A 20,028-nucleotide genomic window follows, 5' to 3' on the forward strand; every position below is an offset into this window, starting at 1 on the left:
AATTTCGACATTGCCCGGCAAAAAACGCCTGATGTCTGTTCAGAAAAGAATTGGTTTATAATCCAAAATTGATGATAACACTTGCCGTGCTGATTGCCTGCAAACTTGTAAATTAAGGCTTACAGGTCAGCAAAACATCAGGACAGACGGATTGGGATAATTTTTAGCCGGTAAATACCGGGGATCCCGTTTATAACCTAAGGTTAAAGTGAACAATAGTTAATTCCCTAACTTCCATCATAACATTTTTGAATTGTACGATACAAGCATTTTTACATAAAACATCTCAGTTCAACCAGTTATACGTCACACATTTTTCTTAATTGTTAACAGGTTGGCCATACTCTAATTGTTGACACAATCAATCGATGTTATTCGACAATCAGGCTTCATGAAGAACCTAACAGATGATTAACCAACCATCTCAACATTAAAACAAATGACGCAACATTTGGGTCCATGATAAATAATCAATAACGAACCCGGATACGGCATGACCCAGAATAATGGCAAGCAGCAAATGCAGCAATCTTCCCTGAGCGCCCTTCGGCTGTCTGATAATCAGATCAAGCTTCAGGTTTTGCAGTGCCCACCATGCGAGTGCTATACACAATAGCGAAACGACAATCGAAACTAACCCATTTGTGCTTAATGACTGGTTCAACTGATTCGTCAGATCAATATCCATATATTCATTACCTCCACATTTGTTGCAGCAACCAGCGCAATTTTGCTTGTCACCCTTAATTCAAACTCATAAGAATGATTTGTTCCAGCAGAACACAACTGATTCACCGCTGAAGTACCCCATATGGAGATCCTTCGTGTTGCCCACTCTTCGAGCAGCACCATCTGGCTGTGAATGATCATGGAATTCATCTTCGCAGCTGCATTCTCTGCTGACTCTATGGAATATAGGCTCTTTCATCATACATTGTCAATTACATTGATTTCCACTTTGAAAATATTTTAATTTTAAATCATCGGGATTTTGTGACTAAAACGACATAAAAGAGCGCTATTTCGATATCAAGCTTGTCATTTCCTCGGAAATAATTTGGTTTGAACTGGCCAAAAATGGGTCTATTAGTGGTAACTATCACCACTACTATAGTCCTATACTATATTCAATATCACACGAACGGTGATCGTTGTTTACAAAAATTAACGGAGAATCTACATAAAATCATCCAGTAAATTGCGATTACATTAAATAAATATGGAAGTCATTTCTGCAAAACACAGCAAAAAAGCCCGGCAGACCAAGCCGCCGGGCTTCCTTTAATCGTTTATTTGCCGTATACGTTGATCCGGTTAACCGCTTTTTGCAGAGCAATCTCTGCCCGGCGGTGATCAAAGTGGTCCTGGTTGCTTTGGCTGCTGAGACGGCGTTCTGCCCGTTCTTTCGCTGCACGCGCACGATCCACATCGATATCTTCCGGGAATTCGGCACTTTCTGCAAGAACAACAACCTTATCTTTGCGGACTTCGATAAAGCCGCCGCCAATAGCGACCTGCTTGTTCTCTTTTCCGTTTTTGATAATAATCGGTGCAATCTGCAATGGAGTAACCATAGGGATATGGCCTGGCAATATCCCCAGTTCCCCTTCTATACCACGAGCGATGATGCTATCTGCTTGCGACGAATAGACCAAACGCTCAGGCGTTACGATTTCCAACAAAAAGGTGCTCAATTCCATCCCTCCTGAAACTATCCGAAGGATAGCTCGCTTCATAAGGACAATCCTGGATTCAGATTATACCAGTGTTTTAGCTTTCTCCACTGCCTCTTCAATCGTACCCACGAAGAGGAATGCTGCTTCCGGCAGATCGTCATGCTTGCCTTCGAGAATCTCTTTAAAGCTGCGCACCGTTTCTTTAACCGGAACGTATTTACCCGGAATACCGTTAAATGCTTCAGCAACGTGGAAAGGCTGGGACAAGAAACGTTGAATTTTACGAGCACGGTAAACGAGCGCTCTGTCTTCTTCACTGAGCTCGTCCATACCCAGGATCGCAATGATATCCTGCAGTTCATTATAACGCGCCAAGATGCGTTTAACGCCTTGAGCTACGCTATAGTGTTCTTCACCTACAACTTCTGGTGCCAAGATCCGGGAGCTGGATGCGAGTGGATCTACCGCAGGGTAGATACCCATCTCGGAAATTTTACGCTCCAGGTTTGTTGTTGCATCCAAGTGAGCAAACGTTGTTGCAGGAGCCGGATCCGTATAGTCATCCGCAGGTACGTAGATCGCCTGGATAGATGTAACCGATCCTTTTTTCGTGGAAGTGATACGCTCTTGCAATTGACCCATTTCTGTTGCCAGCGTAGGCTGGTAACCTACCGCGGAAGGCATACGTCCGAGCAAGGCAGATACTTCTGAACCCGCTTGGGTGAAACGGAAGATGTTATCGATAAAGAGCAACACGTCACGGCCTTCTTCATCACGGAAATATTCCGCCATTGTCAGACCTGTGAGGGCAACACGAAGACGTGCGCCTGGAGGCTCGTTCATTTGTCCGAAGACCATTGCTGTTTTGTTGATAACGCCGGAATCACTCATCTCGTGATACAAGTCGTTACCTTCACGTGTACGCTCACCAACACCCGCGAATACGGAGATACCACCGTGCTCTTGCGCAATGTTGTTGATCAATTCTTGAATTGTAACGGTTTTACCTACACCGGCACCACCGAACAAACCGATTTTACCACCTTTGGCGTAAGGAGCCAGCAAGTCGATAACTTTGATACCGGTCTCCAGCATTTCTGCTTGAGTCGTCAGTTCATCGAATGCAGGAGCAGAGCGGTGAATCGGGTTTTTATGTTCAGCAGCAACAGCACCGCCAGTATCAATTGCTTCGCCAAGTACGTTAAATACACGACCCAGTGTCGCTTCCCCAACAGGTACAGAGATTGGAGCTCCTGTATCTACTGCTTCCATCCCACGTACGAGACCGTCCGTGGAGGACATCGCGATACAACGTACCCGGTTGTCACCCAGATGTTTCGAAGCTTCGAGTGTAAGACTTACACTTACGCCGCTTTCGGTTACTGTAGTGATCGTAATGGCATTGAGGATTTCCGGCAGACCGCCGCGTTCAAACTCGACGTCAACAACCGGACCCATGATGCTCACAACGCGTCCTTTGTTCATCTTAACGTTCCCCTCCTACAAGCCTGCTACTTTGACAAAAATAAAGTTCCGTTCGTTTATCTTTGCAGTGCAAGCCTTCATTAAATAAATAACGGTTAGCCTTGTGCTGCGTTGGCACCTGCCACAATTTCCGTAATCTCCTGCGTGATTGCTGCTTGACGGGCACGGTTGTAAGTCAATGACAAATCATTAATGAGCTTGGATGCATTTTTGGTTGCATTACCCATCGCCGTCATTTTCGCGCCTAACTCACTCGCCTTACCGTTCAGAAGCGCACCGTAGATCAATGTCTCCGCATAACGCGGAAGCAGAACCTCCAGTACAGCCTCGGCTGACGGCTCGTACTCGTAGCTTGCAGTTGGTCCATTCGCAGCAGATACCTCAGGTGTATCCATAGGAAGAAGACGTTCTACCGTAGGAATCTGGGTCAACGCATTTACAAAGCGGTTATAACAAATGTACAATTCATCAAATTCAGCCAGTTCAAATCCACGAACAGCTTCGTGTGCGATAGATTTGATATCTGCAAATGAAGGCGAATCCGACAGATCAGTTGTCGTGGAAGCCATCGCAATCTCACGGCGTCTGAAGTAATCGCGTCCCTTACGTCCGATTACGAACAACTCATAATCATTCTGTGAGTTATGGCGTTCTTTCAGTGTCTGATTAACCTGACGCAGAATATTCGCATTGTATCCACCTGCAAGTCCGCGGTCCGATGTAATGATCAGATAAGCTGTCTTTTTGACCGGACGGCTCTCTAGCATCGGATGCTGGATGCCTTGCGTGCTGGATGCAATACTAGCCACAACTTCTTTCAGTTTCTCCGAATAAGGACGGGCTGCCTCAGCTTTCTCCTGCGCTTTACGCAGTTTTGCAGCTGCAACCATCTCCATTGCTTTGGTGATCTGCTTGGTGCTCTGTACGCTTTTAATTTGCCGCTTAATTTCGCGCATGCCTTTTGCCATGATTTCACCACCTCAAAACTTTGGCGGAGCCAAAGTTACTTCGTAAGCATCAACACAAGTTTTGACGTAGTCAAAACTACTTCGTAAGCATTATCTTACTTTGAAAGCATCAAAGTTTTACATGCAGACATGCGGAATCGGTTAAACAACTCCGCAGCTGCAATCATCTATTTAGACAGAGACAGCGAAGCTCTTTCTGAACTTCTCGATTGCACCTTTCAGTGCATTTTCGTTGTCTGCAGTCAATTCTTTTGTATCACGGATGGACCCGAGAATTTCCGGATGGTTGCTCTCCATGAACGCAAGGAACTCACGCTCAAAGCGAGTAACGTCACCTGTTGGAATCTCATCCAGGAATCCTTTAACCGCTGTATACAAGCTCACAACCTGCTGTTCAACAGGCAGAGGCTGGTTTACACCCTGCTTCAGGATTTCCATCATGCGTGCACCACGGTTCAGGCGGGCCTGAGTCGCTTTGTCCAGATCGGAGCCGAACTGGGAGAACGCTTGAAGCTCACGATATTGAGCGAGGTCGAGACGCAGGGAACCTGCAACCTTTTTCATCGCTTTGATCTGAGCAGAACCACCGACACGGGATACGGAAATACCTACGTTGATCGCCGGGCGTTGTCCAGCATTAAACAAGTCGGCTTCAAGGAAGATTTGTCCGTCTGTGATCGAGATTACGTTCGTTGGAATGTAGGCGGATACGTCGGAAGCCTGTGTTTCAATGAATGGCAGAGCGGTTAAAGAACCACCACCAAGTTCATCATTCAGCTTCGCTGCACGCTCCAGCAAACGGGAGTGCAGATAGAATACGTCACCCGGATATGCCTCACGGCCCGGAGGACGACGAAGCAGCAAGGAGAGCTCACGGTATGCTGCCGCTTGTTTAGTCAAGTCATCATAGATAACGAGAACGTGCTCGCCTTTGTACATGAAGTACTCACCCATTGAACAACCGGAGTAAGGTGCAATGTACAAGAGCGGGGATGGATCAGATGCTGCTGCAGTTACAACGATTGTGTACTCCATTGCGCCTTTACGACGAAGAGTTTCCACAACTTGAGCAACCGTAGATTGCTTCTGACCGATAGCAACGTAGATACACTTCATGCCGCTGCCTTTTTGGTTCAGGATAGCATCGATCGCGATCGATGTTTTACCTGTTTGACGGTCACCGATGATCAACTCACGTTGTCCGCGACCGATTGGAACCATTGCGTCAATCGCTTTGATACCAGTTTGCATTGGCTCATGAACCGATTTACGATCCATAACGCCTGGTGCTTTACCTTCAACCGGACGGAATTCCGTTGTAGCGATTGGCCCTTTGCCATCCACAGGAATACCGAGCGGGTTCACAACGCGTCCAATCAATGCTTCGCCAACCGGCACTTGCATGATTTGACCTGTACGTTTTACTTGGTCGCCTTCACGGATGTCAGAGTAAGGTCCCAGGATAACGACACCGACATTGCTCTCTTCCACGTTCATGGCGAGGCCCATAACACCGCTTGGGAATTCAACCAACTCGTTGGACATGACATTCTCAAGTCCGTATACACGGGCGATACCGTCACCAACCTCAATAACCGTCCCGACTTCGACTACATCGATATCGTTCTTGTATTGTTCGATCTGGCTCTTAATTAATGTACTGATTTCTTCTGGTTTGATACTCAAGTGTCCTCACCCCAATCTACTGTACTCGTCTGTTAAAAGACTGCTCAAGACGTTCGAGCTTGCCAGCCAAGCTGCCGTCATAGATCGTATCGCCAATGGCGACTTTCAATCCGCCCAGCAGAGTCGAATCGACAATGTTCTCGATACGGATCTTTTTATTCACACGGCCTCCGAATTCACGGGCTACCGCTTCTTTTTCTTCATCATTCAATGCATAAGTCGAGTAAACACGGGCATCGGCAATGCCGAGCGAGTCGCCCTCGATCTTCAGATAATCACTCAAAAGAGCTTCCAGCAGTTCAACACGGCCACGCTCAATCAGGAGCAGAACCGTACGCAGAACAGGTTCGGACACTTTGCCTTCAAGGCTCGCTTGGAGCACGTTCCGTTTGGCTTCATCAGAGATGTTCGGAGATACGATGAACTTGATGATCTCAGCATCCTCAGTCAATCCACTGACAACCGCACGCAGCTCCTGTTCAACTTCAAGTACCTGCTGCTGCTGGAGAGCGACTTCGAACAATGCTTTCGCATAACGCTTGGCAACAATCGTATCGCGGCTCATTGTCGGCCCCCTACCTCATTGAGGTATTGGTTCACAAGCTCTTCTTGTGCTGGACCGTTCTCAACTTCTTTTTTGATCAATTTGGAAGCAATCTGAACGGAAGCTGTACCCAGTTCGCTGCGAAGCGCTGCAACTGCTTTGTTCTTCTCGCTTTCAATTTCACGTACCGCATCGTCTTTCAGACGATTAGCTTCAGCTTTTGCGTCAGCCAGAATTGACTCAGCCTGTTTGCCGCCCGTTTGTTTGGACTGTTCAATGATGTCGTGAGCTTCTTTGCGCGCTTGCTCCAGAGCTTGTTTTTGTTCCTCCACATAGGCAATGGCCTGTTCCCGAGTCTGAGCAGCCTCATTCATCTGCGTCAGCACGAGTTCGCGACGTTTTTCCATGATGGAGAACAAAGGACCGAAAGCATAACGGCTAAGCAGCCAATATAAAATTGCAAATGCGATAATCGCAAGAAGCGTATTTTCCCATACGAAACTCAATCTGTTCACTCCTTCCTGGAGGTATCCTTGAAACGTTCATCCGCATGAACGGACATTACCTAAAAAGAAGGCGCGGATGGCTATGGCCTTCCCCGCCAAACCTTATCAATTTAATTAAGCCGCACCGTAGAACATGAACGCGAGTACCACACCGATGATCGGCAATACCTCGATCAGACCTACCCCGATAAACATTGTTGTTTGAAGAGTGGATTTTGCTTCCGGTTGACGGGCAATTCCTTCTACTGTCTTGCTGATTACCATACCGTTACCGATACCTGCGCCAAACGCGCCCAGTCCTGCAACAATTGCTGCTGCGATTAATGCCATTGCTCCCATTTGTATATCCTCCTTAAAATTATAAATCAATTTTTTTATTGTTCAGCCTGGTGAAGAAATCTTCGTAGGGCTTGGAACTTAATGTTCGTCGTGCGTCTCGATGCTCTGTGAAATGTACACCATCATCAAGATTACAAAAACAAATGCCTGGATCGCGCCGATAAAGATACTAAAGCCTTGCCACACCATCAGCAACGGAATGGCAGCTATTGCGCCAAACACTTTAAACGTGGTCAGCTTCAGGATCGTTGCGATCAGTACCTCACCCGCGAAGATATTCGCGAATAGACGCATACCGTGAGTCAGCAGCTTGGATGCCGTTTCAATCAAGTTGATGGGCAAGAACAAGGCGAATGGCTGAAGGTAGTGCTTGAGATAACCTCTCGTGTTGCGGAACAATCCGAGTCCATGAGATACCATGAACGCAACAAGTGCTAGTCCCATCGTTACCGACAAGTCAGCGGTAGGTGATTTCCACCAAGCCAGCTCAACGTGTGGATGTGCTTCAGGATCTTTGGCATGCGCTTCTTCAAACGCATCGACCGCTGTAACGATCGGTTGATTGAACACCTGTGCCTGACTGACCTCTGTAACTTCCGTAACTGCCTGGAACGGAAGACCCAGCATGTTACCGACAAAGATGAACATAATCATGGAAAGTGCGAGAGAGATAAAATGTTTCCCTTTCTTCATATCCATCGTGCTGGAAATCAGATTGCGGACGAATTCGACTGCCCACTCCATAAAATTTTGCAGCTTGCCGGGGTTCTCAACGGACAATCTCCGTGTAGCCAGGACAGCAAAAATAAAAACGAGGGCACCTGTAACGACCAACATTAACACAACCGATAGATCCAGTCGAAATCCGCCAAGCATAATAATTGGAGCTTCATGCATATTTTTCTCACCCCTTTCTCGACTTGAAAGCTGCAGCACCTAACATCATTCTGCTCTGCGGGAATAGACGATCCCTATAATCAGTAAGGAAAATTGCGCAATGACCAGACCGCCTGCAACCGCATATGTATTGAAATACTGCGGAAAGCGCATCGATATATATATACCGAGCACTGCGAGTGCCGCTCTTGTCAAAAATCCCAGGTTCACACGCTTCAAGTTACCTTCTGCCGCATCATCTGACATTTTCCTTACTTTGTAGCCCAGGTAAAATGCATTGATCCAGCTAATTCCTGTACCCAGGGCCAGTCCCAAAGCAATTGTCTCCACACGTGGCATAAAGGCCGCTGCGAGAAAACAAATCATAAGAAAGTACATGATGGAAACAGTCATCCATCTGCGGTATCTGGTTAGTTCACTCATCACTTTCCCCCATGAATTTTTTCGCGATAAAGTAGATGCTCACTCCACCTGCCGCCAGAAAAAAGAGAACGCTTACGGCGATCCATATTCCGTTACCTCCAATGGTCTTGTCCAACCAGGAGCCAGCGTAATATCCGGCAACAGCGAGAACGGCAATCTCGATCCCAAAAGCTGTCACGAGCCCCATCGCTTTCCATACATTGTTGTCATGGTTACGGGATGAATTTGGTTTGTTCGAATCGGCCATTTTCCACGCCACCCTTGCAATCCCAGTTAATTTTACTGAATGATGAGAGCCTTTGTCAATTGAATGATTTTAGTGTTTTAAAGGGTAAAACGACGGGTTTACAGGCCCCCGGGAGCCCGTAAACCCGCGTAAACCGTACAGTTTAACTGTATGCTGTACCCTTTATGATTCAGTCAGAAAAAACGAATTATTTTTTGAATTTTCTGTGAAATGATTCCGGACGTTCACTATTTACGCCAAAATGGTGCAAAATCGCATTGACAATTCTTTCCGATGCATGTCCATCACCGTATGGATTGGCAGCTTGACTCATGCTTGCATACAGCGCATCATCCGTAAGCAGAGCTTTGGTCCGTTCATAAACACGTTCCTCATCCGTACCCACCAGCTCCAACGTTCCAGCCTCGATGCCTTCAGGACGCTCCGTTGTATCCCGCAGAACCAGCACGGGCACACCAAACGAAGGCGCTTCTTCCTGCAAACCGCCTGAATCGGTCAAAATCAAGTGAGTATGCGGATAAAAGTTATGCAAATCCACCACGTCTAGTGGATCAATTAATTGAATACGGGGGTGATTCCCCAAAATCGCGTGAGCCGGCTCCTTCACAGCAGGACTTGGATGCACCGGGTACACGATGGCAATATCTTCGAACTCGTCGGCAATCCGTTTGACGGCCTGGAAAATGTTGCGGTGAGGCTCGCCTTGGGATTCACGGCGGTGAGCTGTCATCAGCACAAGACGTTTGCCTTGTGCCCATTCAAGTACCGGATGTGTGTAATCCTGCCGTACTGTATATTGAAACACATCTGTTACCGTGTTGCCTGTGACATAGGTACTAGACTCCGGTTTATTTTCTTTGGCAAGGTTGGAGAACGACCAATCTGTCGGTGCAAAATGCAAGTCCGCAAGTACGCCGGTCAACTGGCGGTTCATTTCCTCCGGATACGGTGACAGCTTGTTCCACGTACGAAGACCTGCTTCCACATGGCCCACCTGAATCTGCTGCAGAAACGCTGCATAGCTGGCTACAAACGTAGTCAGCGTATCCCCGTGAACAAGCACGATGTCGGGTTTCGCTTCGCGCAGTACGGGCTCCAGGCCACCAAGCACACGAATCGTGATTTCATTCAGCGTTTGGCGATCTTTCATGACATCCAGATCATAGTCCGGTTGAATGTTAAACACTTCCAGAACCTGATCCAGCATTTGACGATGTTGTGCGGTCACACAGACGATGGATTCGATAGATTCGGGATGTTTCTGAAGTTCCAAAATAAGCGGAGCCATCTTAATGGCTTCCGGACGAACTCCGAATATCGTCATGACTTTAATTTTCTTGGACATTCAAACAAAGCCCCTTTTCTATTCAGCATGCAGCATGCTTATTTAGTGCCGTACAGACGGTCTCCTGCATCTCCCAATCCGGGAACGATATAACCGTGATCATCCAGACGATCATCCAGTGCAGCCACGTAGATGTCCACATCCGGGTGCGCGTCCTGAACTGCTTTTACACCTTCAGGAGCTGCTACAAGGTTCATCATTTTGATTTGGGTGCAGCCGCGTTTTTTGAGCACGTCAATCGCAGCAATGGCAGATCCGCCAGTTGCCAGCATTGGGTCGATAACAATCAGCTCACGCTCCGTAACGTCTGTAGGCAGCTTTGTGTAGTATTCAACAGGTTGCAGTGTTTCCGGGTCACGGAACAGACCAACATGTCCTACTTTTGCCGCAGGAAGCAGTTTAACAACGCCATCCAGCATACCCAGACCTGCGCGCAGGATTGGTACCAGACCAAGCATACGACCAGAGATGACCTTTCCTTGTGTTTCAGCTACAGGTGTTTGCACATCAATAGACTCGAGCGGAATCTCTCTTGTAATCTCGTACGCCATCAGCGTAGCCACTTCATCCACCAGTTCGCGGAAATCTTTCGTATTCGTACGCATGTCGCGTATAAACGTCAGTTTGTGTTGAATCAAGGGGTGATCACATATTACTAATTTTCCCATCTAATTTGTCCCTCCGGTAAGTTCTTCATGTACAGCATTACCAATAATGCCTAATTATCATTCATAGGCCCGATAAATCCTGTATATTATATCATCACCTACACCGAATTACACCATCAAAGGACATGTAATCATTACAGAAAACCGAATACTATAAAAATAGGACCGGAAACTTGGCATGTTCCGGTCCTTTTTACTCTAGTTGTACAATAATTCCATGTGCCTGTGGACTAGTATTTCAGATCTGTGTACAGCGGGAATTGGTCTGTCAGAGCCGTTACTTCCGCGCGGGCCTCATCCAGCTTCGCTGTATCTTTAGGATTTTTCAATGTTTTGGCAATGATTTTACCGATAGCAACCATGGCTTCTTCGTTCATGCCACGGGAAGTAGCTGCCGGAGTACCAATTCGAATGCCGCTCGTTACAAACGGACTTGTCGGATCAAATGGAATTGCATTTTTGTTCACGGTAATACCGATGGAATCGAGCACATGCTCAGCTTCCTTACCTGTGATGTTCACGCTGCGAGTGTCGATCAGCATCAAGTGGTTGTCTGTACCGCCGGATACAATGTTCAATCCTTCAGCAATCAGTGTTTCAGCCAAAACCTGAGCGTTCTTCACTACGTTTTGTGCATAAGTTTTGAACGAAGGCTGCAGGGCCTCACCCAGTGCTACCGCTTTGGAAGCAATAACGTGCATCAAAGGTCCACCTTGGGAACCTGGGAATACCGCTTTATCAATTGCAGCTGCCCAGGATTTGCGGCACAGGATCATACCGCCACGAGGTCCGCGCAGCGTTTTGTGTGTTGTCGTTGTTACGAAATGGGCATGAGGAACCGGGCTCGGATGCAATCCGGCAGCAACCAGTCCTGCAATGTGGGCCATGTCCACCATGAACAATGCACCTACATCGTTTGCGATAGAAGCGAGTTTTTCAAAATCAATCGTACGCGGGTATGCACTTGCGCCTGCAACAATCAGACGAGGACGGTGCTTGAACGCTGCTTTGCGCACTTCATCGTAATCGATCAGGAAAGTATCTTCCTGTACGCCATAGGCCACGAAATTGTAGAGCAAACCAGATGCATTCACTGGGCTACCGTGAGTCAAGTGTCCACCATGAGCAAGGTTCATGCCCAGCACCGTGTCACCAGGTTTCAACGCTGCAAGATATACTGCCATATTCGCTTGTGCTCCCGAGTGAGGCTGTACGTTTACGTGCTCAGCGCCAAACAGTTCCTTCGCGCGGTCACGTGCGATATCTTCCACAACATCCACATGCTCGCAGCCACCATAATAACGTTTGCCTGGGTATCCTTCAGCGTACTTGTTTGTCAGTACAGATCCAAGTGCCTCAATTACCGCTTCACTTACGATGTTCTCGGATGCAATCAGCTCAATGTTGTTCTGTTGGCGTTTCAACTCCAAATTCATCGCTTCAAGTACTGCAGGGTCATTCTTACGCAATTGTTCCATGTTTAAATTCCTCCCAGTATATTAGTGAAGTTATAAAGCAAAATTAAAAGGTTACACTCGCCACTCCGAACGCAGCACAATCTTCCGATCGCTGTTATCCCCAGATTTTTTGAATCCCCCTTTAAAGGGGAAATCCGGTGATAGCCTATGCTTCCGATGTAGCTTTCTTTCAGAAAGCTTTTAGGCGAGCACTTCGTTTCTCCAGATTTGTCCTGCAGTCTCCGTTTTCGTGTAAACATTAATTTCGCTTTATAGTAGGTTGAAGATTTAGTCGCAAAATGTCGAATCTGGTTGCTCTTCCATCTGATACACCGCACGTTCGCCGCCAATCAGCTTCGGACGGGTCAAGGCTGTCGTCACACGGGCTTCCCCAATGTAGCGAAGCGCTGTACGGAAGGGAACTGCCACATGCCGTAAGTGCATGCCAATCATGGTTTCCCCGATATCCACTCCCGCATGAGCCTGCACATGTTCAGCCAGGCAAGGATCACTCAGCGAGCGATAAGCTGCGGATGCCATGGAACCGCCTGCCTTGGGAACGGGCACGGCACCCACTTCAGTCAAACCAAGACGTGTGAGCAATGAACGCTCCATCACCAGTGCGCGATTCAAGTGTTCACAGCACTGGAACACAGGCTCGAAGCCGAATTCCTGCTGTACCTCGCGGATCCCTGCAAGAAGCTGCTGTGCTACATCAACGGCACCACTCGTACCGATCTTCTGGCCTGCAACCTCGCTTGTGCTTGTACCGATCACAACAATCTGTCCAGGTCCAAGCTTTCCGGCAAGTGCCAGTTCACGCAGAATGGATGCGGTCTGTTCCTGCAATCCGGGTTGTTCCGAATCTAACTCAATAGTCATCCTATCGCCTCCCGATAAAATCATGCCTGACTTCCTCACGGCAGCCCGCTCTTGTATTCATGCACGGCATCTCAGGTACTATTATAGCGAATAATCAGATGAAAGACGAAAAAAAGAGCAGTCTGCGGGTATCGCAGAATTGCTCTTTTGCCCAGGCGACCGGCCGTTTGTTCCGGTGCTCCATTGTGGTTGTGCCCACTTCGTCGCCAGTTACACCGGATCCCTGTTTTCCCCTTCATCATAAAACAACCCACGCTTAAAATCAACGGGTAATTTACACTACATGTTCGTTTTTGCATATAAAAATAAATTTGGAAATGGTTCATCACTGCCCAATTACATTGCCCTGCATAATCCCGGTTTATCCCAACTTGTCCAGAAGCCGATCCAATGCCGTCCTGATCTCTGCAGCAGCAATATTATAATCGTCACGACTGCCCCCGAATGGGTCGGATATATCAAAGCTTGGAATGCGCTGGCGGATCTCGATCACGCGCTCACGCTCTGATGCCAGAATCTCCTGACCGAGTGCACGCTTCAGTTCCAGTGTGGCGAACAGGCTGTCCAGTTCCTGAAGATCATTCAGAACCTGATCATCATTCTCCACATACTCTTTCAGCGTGTACGTCTTGTGTACCGAATCCGGAAAAACCTGCATGACATGCTGTTTATGGCTTCGCGTTAACGTAAGGACCAAATCCGCCCAGCCAATCAGGCTCGCGTCAAGCTGGGTAGATTGACCAGGCCCTTCCGCCTGGTGATCTCTTAATACAGCTTCGGCATGACGGGAAATCGGCATTCCCGATGCTGCCGCCACACCTGCAGAACGAACCTCTACCTGAATGCCCCGTTCCGCTGCGAGCTTGCGCAAAAGCCCCTCCGCCATGGGGCTGCGGCACGTATTTCCTGTACATACAAACAAAATATGTTTCATTGTGATAGCCTCCCCATTTCGCAAATGTTGTCGAATGATGCAATATTTTAATTTTAAATGATGAAAATTTAAAGAGTATCGTTATGACTGCTCAAGGGCTGCAACTGCTCCGCTCTATGACTATTAAAAAATAAACAACAGTCCAAACGCAAGCAGGATGGCTCCGCCAATCGCTTCACCATAATCACCAAGGTTCTGGCTCACTCGTCTTCCCAGCAGCAGACCCATGACGGACATGATTCCACCGCATGCACCAAAGGCAAGTACAGTCAGTACCAGATCACTGCTAAACATGCCGAGGGATACCCCAACGGAAAACGAATCCACACTCACACTGAGTGAAAATAAGATCACACCCAGCATGGAGCGATGGTCCACCAGCTTGGTGTCACCTTCACGAAATGCATTCAGAATCATGTGACCCCCAAGCAAAACGAGCAATCCGCCTGCAGCATACGTCGTGATGTCCCCAAGAAGTGAACTGACGTATTTCCCCGTGTACATACCGATCAGCGGCATGATCACATGGAACAGGGCCGTAACCAAGCTGATTCGCAGCACATCACGCAAACGAATGCCTTTCATGCCAATCCCAATGCCCAGCGAGAAGGCATCCAGCCCGAGGGCGACGGCCATAATCAAAATGGTTACCAACTGCCCCAGATGGGCAGACACATCCCACATTCCCATACCCCCAAGTCACGTAAAGGTTCTTGTACACGATATGCGGACAAGGACACAAACATGACGGGAGATAGAGAATGAATAGTCAGAGAGATGCAGGCAGGCGTGTCAAAAGGGGACTCTTCTAATCGGCAGGCCGTGGTTGGTGGTGCCTGCTGCCACGGCCTGCCGATCAGGTGGACCGGAGAGACGTCGTCAGCTCCGGTCATGGTGTTACTGGTCCCCAACCTGTATAAGTTGGTGACCAGCAGCCTTGAGCAGCCGATTCATGACGGCTGCGCCCAGCCCTTCGCGTGAGCAGGCTTCAGCCACAATGTATGTGGCGCCCTGCTCATCGCAGCTGCGCAGCGCGGCGTACAGCCGGCGCGCTGCTTCTTCAAGCTCGCTGGCATTGCCCAGCGAGAATACGGCATCGGCACGGTACTGCTCCGCGTGCTCGGCGAACGCCAGCACCGCGGTGCGCTCTCCGCGCTGCGCCGCCTCCGCGAGGGCGGCGCTGATCCAGGCCGCCACGGCTGGCGGCGGCCCCTCTACCACGCACAGCGCCCCTGTGGGCGCATAGTGCGTGTACTTCATGCCCGGCGAGCGCGGCGCCGGGCTGCCTTCGCCTTCGGACCCACCCGCGAGAATCGCCGGGTCCGTGGCGACATGGGCGGCAACGGCGGACAACTGTTCCGCCGTAATGCCGCCAGGGCGCAGGATGGTGACGGTACCGTCGTCACCGACCTGCACTACCGTGGACTCGACGCCCACACCCGTGGGGCCGCCGTCCACAATGCCGCCGATGCGGCCAGCCAGATCCTCGCTCACATGTGAAGCGAGCGTGGGGCTCGGCCGCCCGGAGCGGTTAGCGCTCGGCGCAGCCACTGGGCACGCCGCCGCTGCGAGCAGCTGCAGAGCAACCGGGTGATCCGGCATGCGGACACCCACCGTATCCAAGCCAGCCGTAACCCGCGGGGATACGGCACCTGGCTTAACAGGCAGCACAATGGTGAGCGGACCTGGCCAAAAGGCCTCAATCAGCGCTTCTGCCGCCTCATTCACTTCCGTAACCAGTGAATCCAGCTGATCGCGATGTGCAATATGCACAATGAGCGGATTGTCTGACGGGCGGCCTTTGGCTTCAAATATAGCCTCTACCGCGGCTGTACTGCGCGCATCCGCGCCCAAACCGTATACCGTCTCTGTCGGAAACGCAACGGTCTGGCCTTGACGAATGCAGGCAGCAGCAGCCTGCAAGTCAGCGAGCGCCTGCTGGTAGGCGCTCTTTTTTTTCTCATCGGATCCCTGTGCCTCAAGTTCACCCATAACCAAATTACCCACAACATGCAGCTCGTTCTCACTCATCAATGCTCTGACATCCCACACCGACGTAAGCAATCCTTCTGGTTTTCCCGAATCTTTGTTTCCTGTGTATTGCTCTTGTTCTCTACTCATATATCCCATCATCCCTAAACTTCAATAGGTTAGTAACCGCGGGGCCTCGACCTTGGCGGTAGCTGTCTTGCTTTCATTTCGAATACCTATAATTATAGCATATCTGTTCAACCTAAGAACGGGCTCGCTATCTCTCTTGTAAACCCCATCCGTTAAGCATGACAGCCATTCATTAAAAAATGGGGCAAAAGGGCAGCTTCCTGTATCGAAGTCGCCCTTCCCTATCATTCTCACAATATTAAGCAAACAACCCGGCTACCCAACCCCATAGTTTAACCGCCAGATCCACCAGGAAAAAACGGGCTTCCGGTGTTGCTCCCTGGACAGATGCTTCAGCATCTCCAGGCTCAGCAGCCGCTGCAGATACCGTAGACGGATTGGCCAGCGCATCCCCTGTGCTTGCATCAATGAAGCATAGCGGCGGAAACAGCACACACCACCAATTTTGACCCTTTCCTTCTCCCAGTGTTATACGCACTGCTTCATAATCACCTGCGGGATATACCGTGCCTCCGTATAGTTTGGTAGGGAACGGAACGACACCAAGCTCCACTTGATATGGATAGTCCAGTCCACGGCTGGCCAGCTCTTCTCCCACCCGATCTTCGATTTCAGACAAATGCTCACGAATGACATGGCGTGCATCATCCAGACTTTGCGGATTATCCAGCTCTGTAACCCAATCACTCATCTGGGCAACCACAGCATCCCGAATCTCGCGTTTCACCAGTTGGTCCCCTGGCGCATCCGAATTCGCTAGAATCCGCAAACGGATGGATTGCTCCGGAATTGCTGCAGCAGCTACAGCTGCATCCGTCTTCTGACCTTCCCACATCATAATAATCATCATAAGACAAACGATAATTAGTCCCATTTGTTTCACTGTTCTTCTGCTCATCCCGTTCTCCCCCTCGGCTCCCGTGATCATGTTCCCTGCAACTCTCTCATGTCTATCAGTATGCCCGGAAGAGACAGAAGTAAACCTAGCAAAAATCATGAATCTAGCAAATTCATTCTTTCATTTTAACGTGGTTGAGCCGGATTAAGAAAAGGCCGACCACATCTGTTACCGATGTGCATCAGCCTTGCTTAAGATCTATCAAACCTAACTGTTAATATATAACCCAATATATAACCCTATTCGATGATTACAACGCGCTCTTTTCTTTTCTCAGCAAATGCAGTAACCGGTCTGGCAAACCAGGCTTCTGCTCTCCAAGCAGCAGGTCGTCTTCCTCTTCATCTCCATATAATTTAATGCTCATGACCAGTCCGATACAAGCCATATTAATAAGCAATGAAGTCCCCCCATAACTGATGAACGGAAGGGTAATCCCTGTTAGTGGCATCAGTCCGAGGAACGCACCTATGTTTTCAAACACTTGGTATAAGAGCATGCCAATAATGCCTACAATAATGACCGGTCCCGCCCGATCCTTGCATTCCATACCAATGAGAACCATTCGGTGAATCAGAATGAAGTACAGCAGTAACAGCACCGACGCTCCTACAAAACCGAATTCCTCAGCAATAACGACAAAGATGGAATCCGAATAGGTATACGGCACGCGTCCACTTTGGACGGAGGTTCCCTGCAAATACCCTTTGCCGATAATGCCTCCGGAGCCTATAGCCAAGCCTGCGTTTTTGGTGTGCCATGTCGCCTTGGATGTGGCCTTTTCCGGTACGAGCCACGGATCTATCCGTTCCGCCCAGTGTTCACGGCCTACCTTCTCGAGAAAGGTAAAGATTTCATCATGATACGTCGTGTAGGCTTTGACGAAACCAAAGAAAGTTACGGCTACAATAACAAGGCCAATGATTGCGTGTTTTAGCTTGATATTACCGATCCACAATACCGCGGCCAAGATGACGACGTAACCCAGCGCGTTGCCCAAATCATTCTGAATCATGACGAGTGCAAACGGAACGAACGCCCAACATCCGATGGGAATGATATCTCTCCAGAACCCGAGTGTGTTTCGTTGGCGTCTCACAAGCAAATGTGCGAGAAATAGAATCAGGATCATCTTGAACAACTCCGCAGGTTGAAACGAAAGATTGTCCCCAAGCTTGATCCATCCATTGGCATTATTGATTGGTCCACCCACAAAGTTGACGAGAACAAGCAAAACGATGCCTAAGGCATACAGATAAAAAGCATATTTCACATACAGTTTGTAATTTACTAGTCCGATGCCCACTACTGCGACAAATCCGACAATATAAAACAACAAGGTTTTGATATGATGCCTGGCCAAAGTGGCATCCGTCTGCGTACCACTATAAATGACAAACACACTTGCAACCATCAGCAAAAACAATACAAACAGAATTACACCGTCCATCTTTTTCAGCATTCTCCACATCACTACAATCGTCCTCCCGGATACCTATACGCATTTTCCAAATTGACTTATAATTTCCATTGTATAAAATAGAGAGATAAATTGGAAATTTTAATCACCGCGTGGAGGATGGAGCCCAACTTACGAAAATTATTAGAGAAAATCCAGCAAAAGAAAAACCCTGGAAGCATCAGATCCAAATAGCTTGGATTGATCTTTCCAGGGTTCTATGACTCACTTGTTTTGTTTCCTGTACCTGATAAAAGGAATTACTGTTCCTGCTGGGACGGTTTCCTTCTGAACAACTTGAGGACAATATCCGTAATTCCCGGTTGTTCTGCAGAGCCCAAAATATCCTCGTTCTCTTCCGTATGAACCTTGATACTCATGACGATACCCATACTGATCATATTCAGTACAAGCGAGGTCCCCCCTGAACTGATAAAAGGCAGCGTGATCCCGGTCAGCGGCATTAAGCCGATGAACGGACCGATGTTGACAAAAATCTGGTAGAGCAGCATCGCTATAATACCGACGATGAGGTAAGGCCCTGCGCGATCTTTACATTCGAGAGCTATCAGGACCAGCCTGTGGATGAGAATAAAGTACAGCAGCAGCAGCACTGAAGCACCTACAAACCCAAACTCCTCCCCAATCTGCACAAAAATCGAGTCGGCATAAGCAAGCGGTACCCGATTGGATTGAATCGTTGTACCTTCCAGGTATCCTTTACCACTAATGCCACCAGAGCCAATCGCCAGCTTCGCGTTATAGGTCTGCCAGAGTACGTCTCTGGAGGTCTGATCCGGCACGAGCCATGGATCGAAGCGATCCGCCCAGTGAGAACGACCAATGTCCTTCAGGAATTTGACGATTTCATCATGATAGTGAATGTAAGCCTGTGTCCCCCCGACAAAAGCAGCCACAGCAATCATAAATCCAATGAGGGCATGGCTGAACTTGATATTGCCAATCCAGAGCAGTCCTACCAGAATGATCACATAGCTCAGTGCGTTCCCCAAGTCATTTTGCAGCAAGACGAGCAGCAAAGGTGGCAGTACGCAAAGTGAAACCGGTACGACATCACGTCCAAAATAAAGCGGTCGGTTCTTCTTTCGGGCCAGAAGGGCCGACAAGAACACAATGAGACAGAGCTTGAATAACTCTGCGGGCTGCAAACTGAAGCCAAAAATGGACAACCAGCCCTTGGCGCCGTAATATTCCTGACCTATAAACATAACCAGAATAAGCAGCACCATGCCTACTCCATAAATATATAAATAGTTTTTGATAATAACCTTGTAATTGATCATCGATATTCCAAAAAAGATCACGAAACCTAGAATATAAAAGATAACAGCGTTTCTCGTGAGCCCCTCCAGCTTCGGACGGCCAAAGGTCGTACTATAAATGGACAAAATACTGATGACCATCAGGATCAGTAAGATGAACACAATCGAGTAGTCTATCTTTTTGAATTTATGCAGCATGTAGTTATGTTC

The 20,028-nt window shown here is 48.5% G+C and carries 23 protein-coding genes and 1 riboswitch; all 23 genes read right to left on the reverse strand.

Going from position 1 to position 20,028, the window contains the following annotated elements:
• Positions 1–430: 430 nt before the first annotated feature.
• Positions 431–688 (reverse strand): DUF1146 family protein, encoded by a 258-nt coding sequence (locus GUA98_RS14510; protein WP_095291312.1) that lies wholly within the window; start codon positions 686–688, stop codon positions 431–433.
• Complete coding sequence (locus tag GUA98_RS14515; protein WP_153980162.1) at positions 673–879, reverse strand: hypothetical protein; 207 nt, start codon at positions 877–879, stop codon at positions 673–675. The genes GUA98_RS14510 and GUA98_RS14515 overlap by 16 nt, the downstream gene beginning before the upstream one ends.
• 410 nt (positions 880–1,289) lie before the next feature.
• Positions 1,290–1,694 (reverse strand): F0F1 ATP synthase subunit epsilon, encoded by a 405-nt coding sequence (locus tag GUA98_RS14520; protein WP_153980163.1) that lies wholly within the window; start codon positions 1,692–1,694, stop codon positions 1,290–1,292.
• A 63-nt stretch (positions 1,695–1,757) separates the two neighbouring features.
• On the reverse strand, positions 1,758–3,161 hold the full coding sequence (gene atpD / locus GUA98_RS14525) for a F0F1 ATP synthase subunit beta (protein ID WP_193723533.1): 1,404 nt from the start codon (positions 3,159–3,161) through the stop codon (positions 1,758–1,760).
• A gap of 95 nt (positions 3,162–3,256) precedes the next feature.
• Positions 3,257–4,129, reverse strand: coding sequence for an ATP synthase F1 subunit gamma (atpG, locus tag GUA98_RS14530; protein WP_153980164.1), 873 nt, complete (start codon positions 4,127–4,129; stop codon positions 3,257–3,259).
• Between the two features lie 171 nt (positions 4,130–4,300).
• Positions 4,301–5,815, reverse strand: coding sequence for a F0F1 ATP synthase subunit alpha (gene atpA / locus GUA98_RS14535; RefSeq protein WP_153980165.1), 1,515 nt, complete (start codon positions 5,813–5,815; stop codon positions 4,301–4,303).
• A 16-nt stretch (positions 5,816–5,831) separates the two neighbouring features.
• Positions 5,832–6,380, reverse strand: a complete 549-nt coding sequence (locus GUA98_RS14540; RefSeq protein WP_193723534.1) for a F0F1 ATP synthase subunit delta — start codon at positions 6,378–6,380, stop codon at positions 5,832–5,834.
• Positions 6,377–6,865, reverse strand: a complete 489-nt coding sequence (gene atpF / locus GUA98_RS14545) for a F0F1 ATP synthase subunit B (RefSeq protein WP_095291225.1) — start codon at positions 6,863–6,865, stop codon at positions 6,377–6,379. Before atpF ends, GUA98_RS14540 begins: the two co-directional genes overlap by 4 nt.
• A 114-nt stretch (positions 6,866–6,979) precedes the next feature.
• A complete protein-coding gene (gene atpE, locus GUA98_RS14550; RefSeq protein WP_090922866.1) occupies positions 6,980–7,204 on the reverse strand; it encodes a F0F1 ATP synthase subunit C in 225 nt (74 codons plus the stop codon).
• A gap of 78 nt (positions 7,205–7,282) precedes the next feature.
• Positions 7,283–8,101 (reverse strand): F0F1 ATP synthase subunit A, encoded by an 819-nt coding sequence (gene atpB / locus GUA98_RS14555; protein ID WP_127537241.1) that lies wholly within the window; start codon positions 8,099–8,101, stop codon positions 7,283–7,285.
• A gap of 45 nt (positions 8,102–8,146) precedes the next feature.
• On the reverse strand, positions 8,147–8,524 hold the full coding sequence (locus GUA98_RS14560) for an ATP synthase subunit I (RefSeq protein ID WP_153980167.1): 378 nt from the start codon (positions 8,522–8,524) through the stop codon (positions 8,147–8,149).
• Positions 8,517–8,771, reverse strand: coding sequence for an AtpZ/AtpI family protein (locus GUA98_RS14565; protein WP_153980168.1), 255 nt, complete (start codon positions 8,769–8,771; stop codon positions 8,517–8,519). Before GUA98_RS14565 ends, GUA98_RS14560 begins: the two co-directional genes overlap by 8 nt.
• Positions 8,772–8,958: 187 nt before the next feature.
• Positions 8,959–10,116: a non-hydrolyzing UDP-N-acetylglucosamine 2-epimerase gene (gene wecB, locus GUA98_RS14570; RefSeq protein ID WP_193723535.1), complete on the reverse strand. Its 1,158-nt coding sequence runs from the start codon at positions 10,114–10,116 to the stop codon at positions 8,959–8,961.
• 38 nt (positions 10,117–10,154) lie between these two features.
• Positions 10,155–10,784 (reverse strand): uracil phosphoribosyltransferase, encoded by a 630-nt coding sequence (gene upp / locus GUA98_RS14575; RefSeq protein WP_127537245.1) that lies wholly within the window; start codon positions 10,782–10,784, stop codon positions 10,155–10,157.
• 230 nt (positions 10,785–11,014) lie between these two features.
• Complete coding sequence (gene glyA / locus GUA98_RS14580; RefSeq protein ID WP_095291213.1) at positions 11,015–12,262, reverse strand: serine hydroxymethyltransferase; 1,248 nt, start codon at positions 12,260–12,262, stop codon at positions 11,015–11,017.
• 267 nt (positions 12,263–12,529) lie between these two features.
• Positions 12,530–13,123, reverse strand: a complete 594-nt coding sequence (locus GUA98_RS14585; protein WP_127537246.1) for a TIGR01440 family protein — start codon at positions 13,121–13,123, stop codon at positions 12,530–12,532.
• Between the two features lie 142 nt (positions 13,124–13,265).
• A riboswitch (ZMP/ZTP riboswitch) is annotated at positions 13,266–13,347 on the reverse strand.
• A gap of 137 nt (positions 13,348–13,484) precedes the next feature.
• Complete coding sequence (locus tag GUA98_RS14590; RefSeq protein ID WP_193723536.1) at positions 13,485–14,057, reverse strand: low molecular weight protein arginine phosphatase; 573 nt, start codon at positions 14,055–14,057, stop codon at positions 13,485–13,487.
• A 123-nt stretch (positions 14,058–14,180) separates the two neighbouring features.
• A complete protein-coding gene (locus GUA98_RS14595) occupies positions 14,181–14,741 on the reverse strand; it encodes a manganese efflux pump MntP family protein (protein WP_095291207.1) in 561 nt (186 codons plus the stop codon).
• Entirely contained in the window at positions 14,705–14,950 is a 246-nt protein-coding gene (locus tag GUA98_RS14600; RefSeq protein ID WP_193723537.1) for a hypothetical protein, read from the reverse strand. The genes GUA98_RS14595 and GUA98_RS14600 overlap by 37 nt, the downstream gene beginning before the upstream one ends.
• Positions 14,951–14,954: 4 nt before the next feature.
• Entirely contained in the window at positions 14,955–16,178 is a 1,224-nt protein-coding gene (locus tag GUA98_RS14605; RefSeq protein ID WP_193723538.1) for an L-threonylcarbamoyladenylate synthase, read from the reverse strand.
• Between the two features lie 238 nt (positions 16,179–16,416).
• Positions 16,417–17,076: a stage II sporulation protein R gene (gene spoIIR / locus GUA98_RS14610; RefSeq protein ID WP_193723539.1), complete on the reverse strand. Its 660-nt coding sequence runs from the start codon at positions 17,074–17,076 to the stop codon at positions 16,417–16,419.
• 250 nt (positions 17,077–17,326) lie between these two features.
• The gene (locus GUA98_RS14615; RefSeq protein WP_193723717.1) at positions 17,327–18,547 is read right to left on the reverse strand and encodes an FtsW/RodA/SpoVE family cell cycle protein; all 1,221 of its coding nucleotides are present in this window, start codon (positions 18,545–18,547) and stop codon (positions 17,327–17,329) included.
• Positions 18,548–18,795: 248 nt separating this feature from the next.
• Positions 18,796–20,016: an FtsW/RodA/SpoVE family cell cycle protein gene (locus GUA98_RS14620; protein WP_193723540.1), complete on the reverse strand. Its 1,221-nt coding sequence runs from the start codon at positions 20,014–20,016 to the stop codon at positions 18,796–18,798.
• Between the last annotated feature and the right edge of the window lie 12 nt (positions 20,017–20,028).

Source organism: Paenibacillus sp. P13VS (assembly GCF_015143645.1).
Taxonomy (GTDB): domain Bacteria; phylum Bacillota; class Bacilli; order Paenibacillales; family Paenibacillaceae; genus Paenibacillus; species Paenibacillus xylanilyticus_A.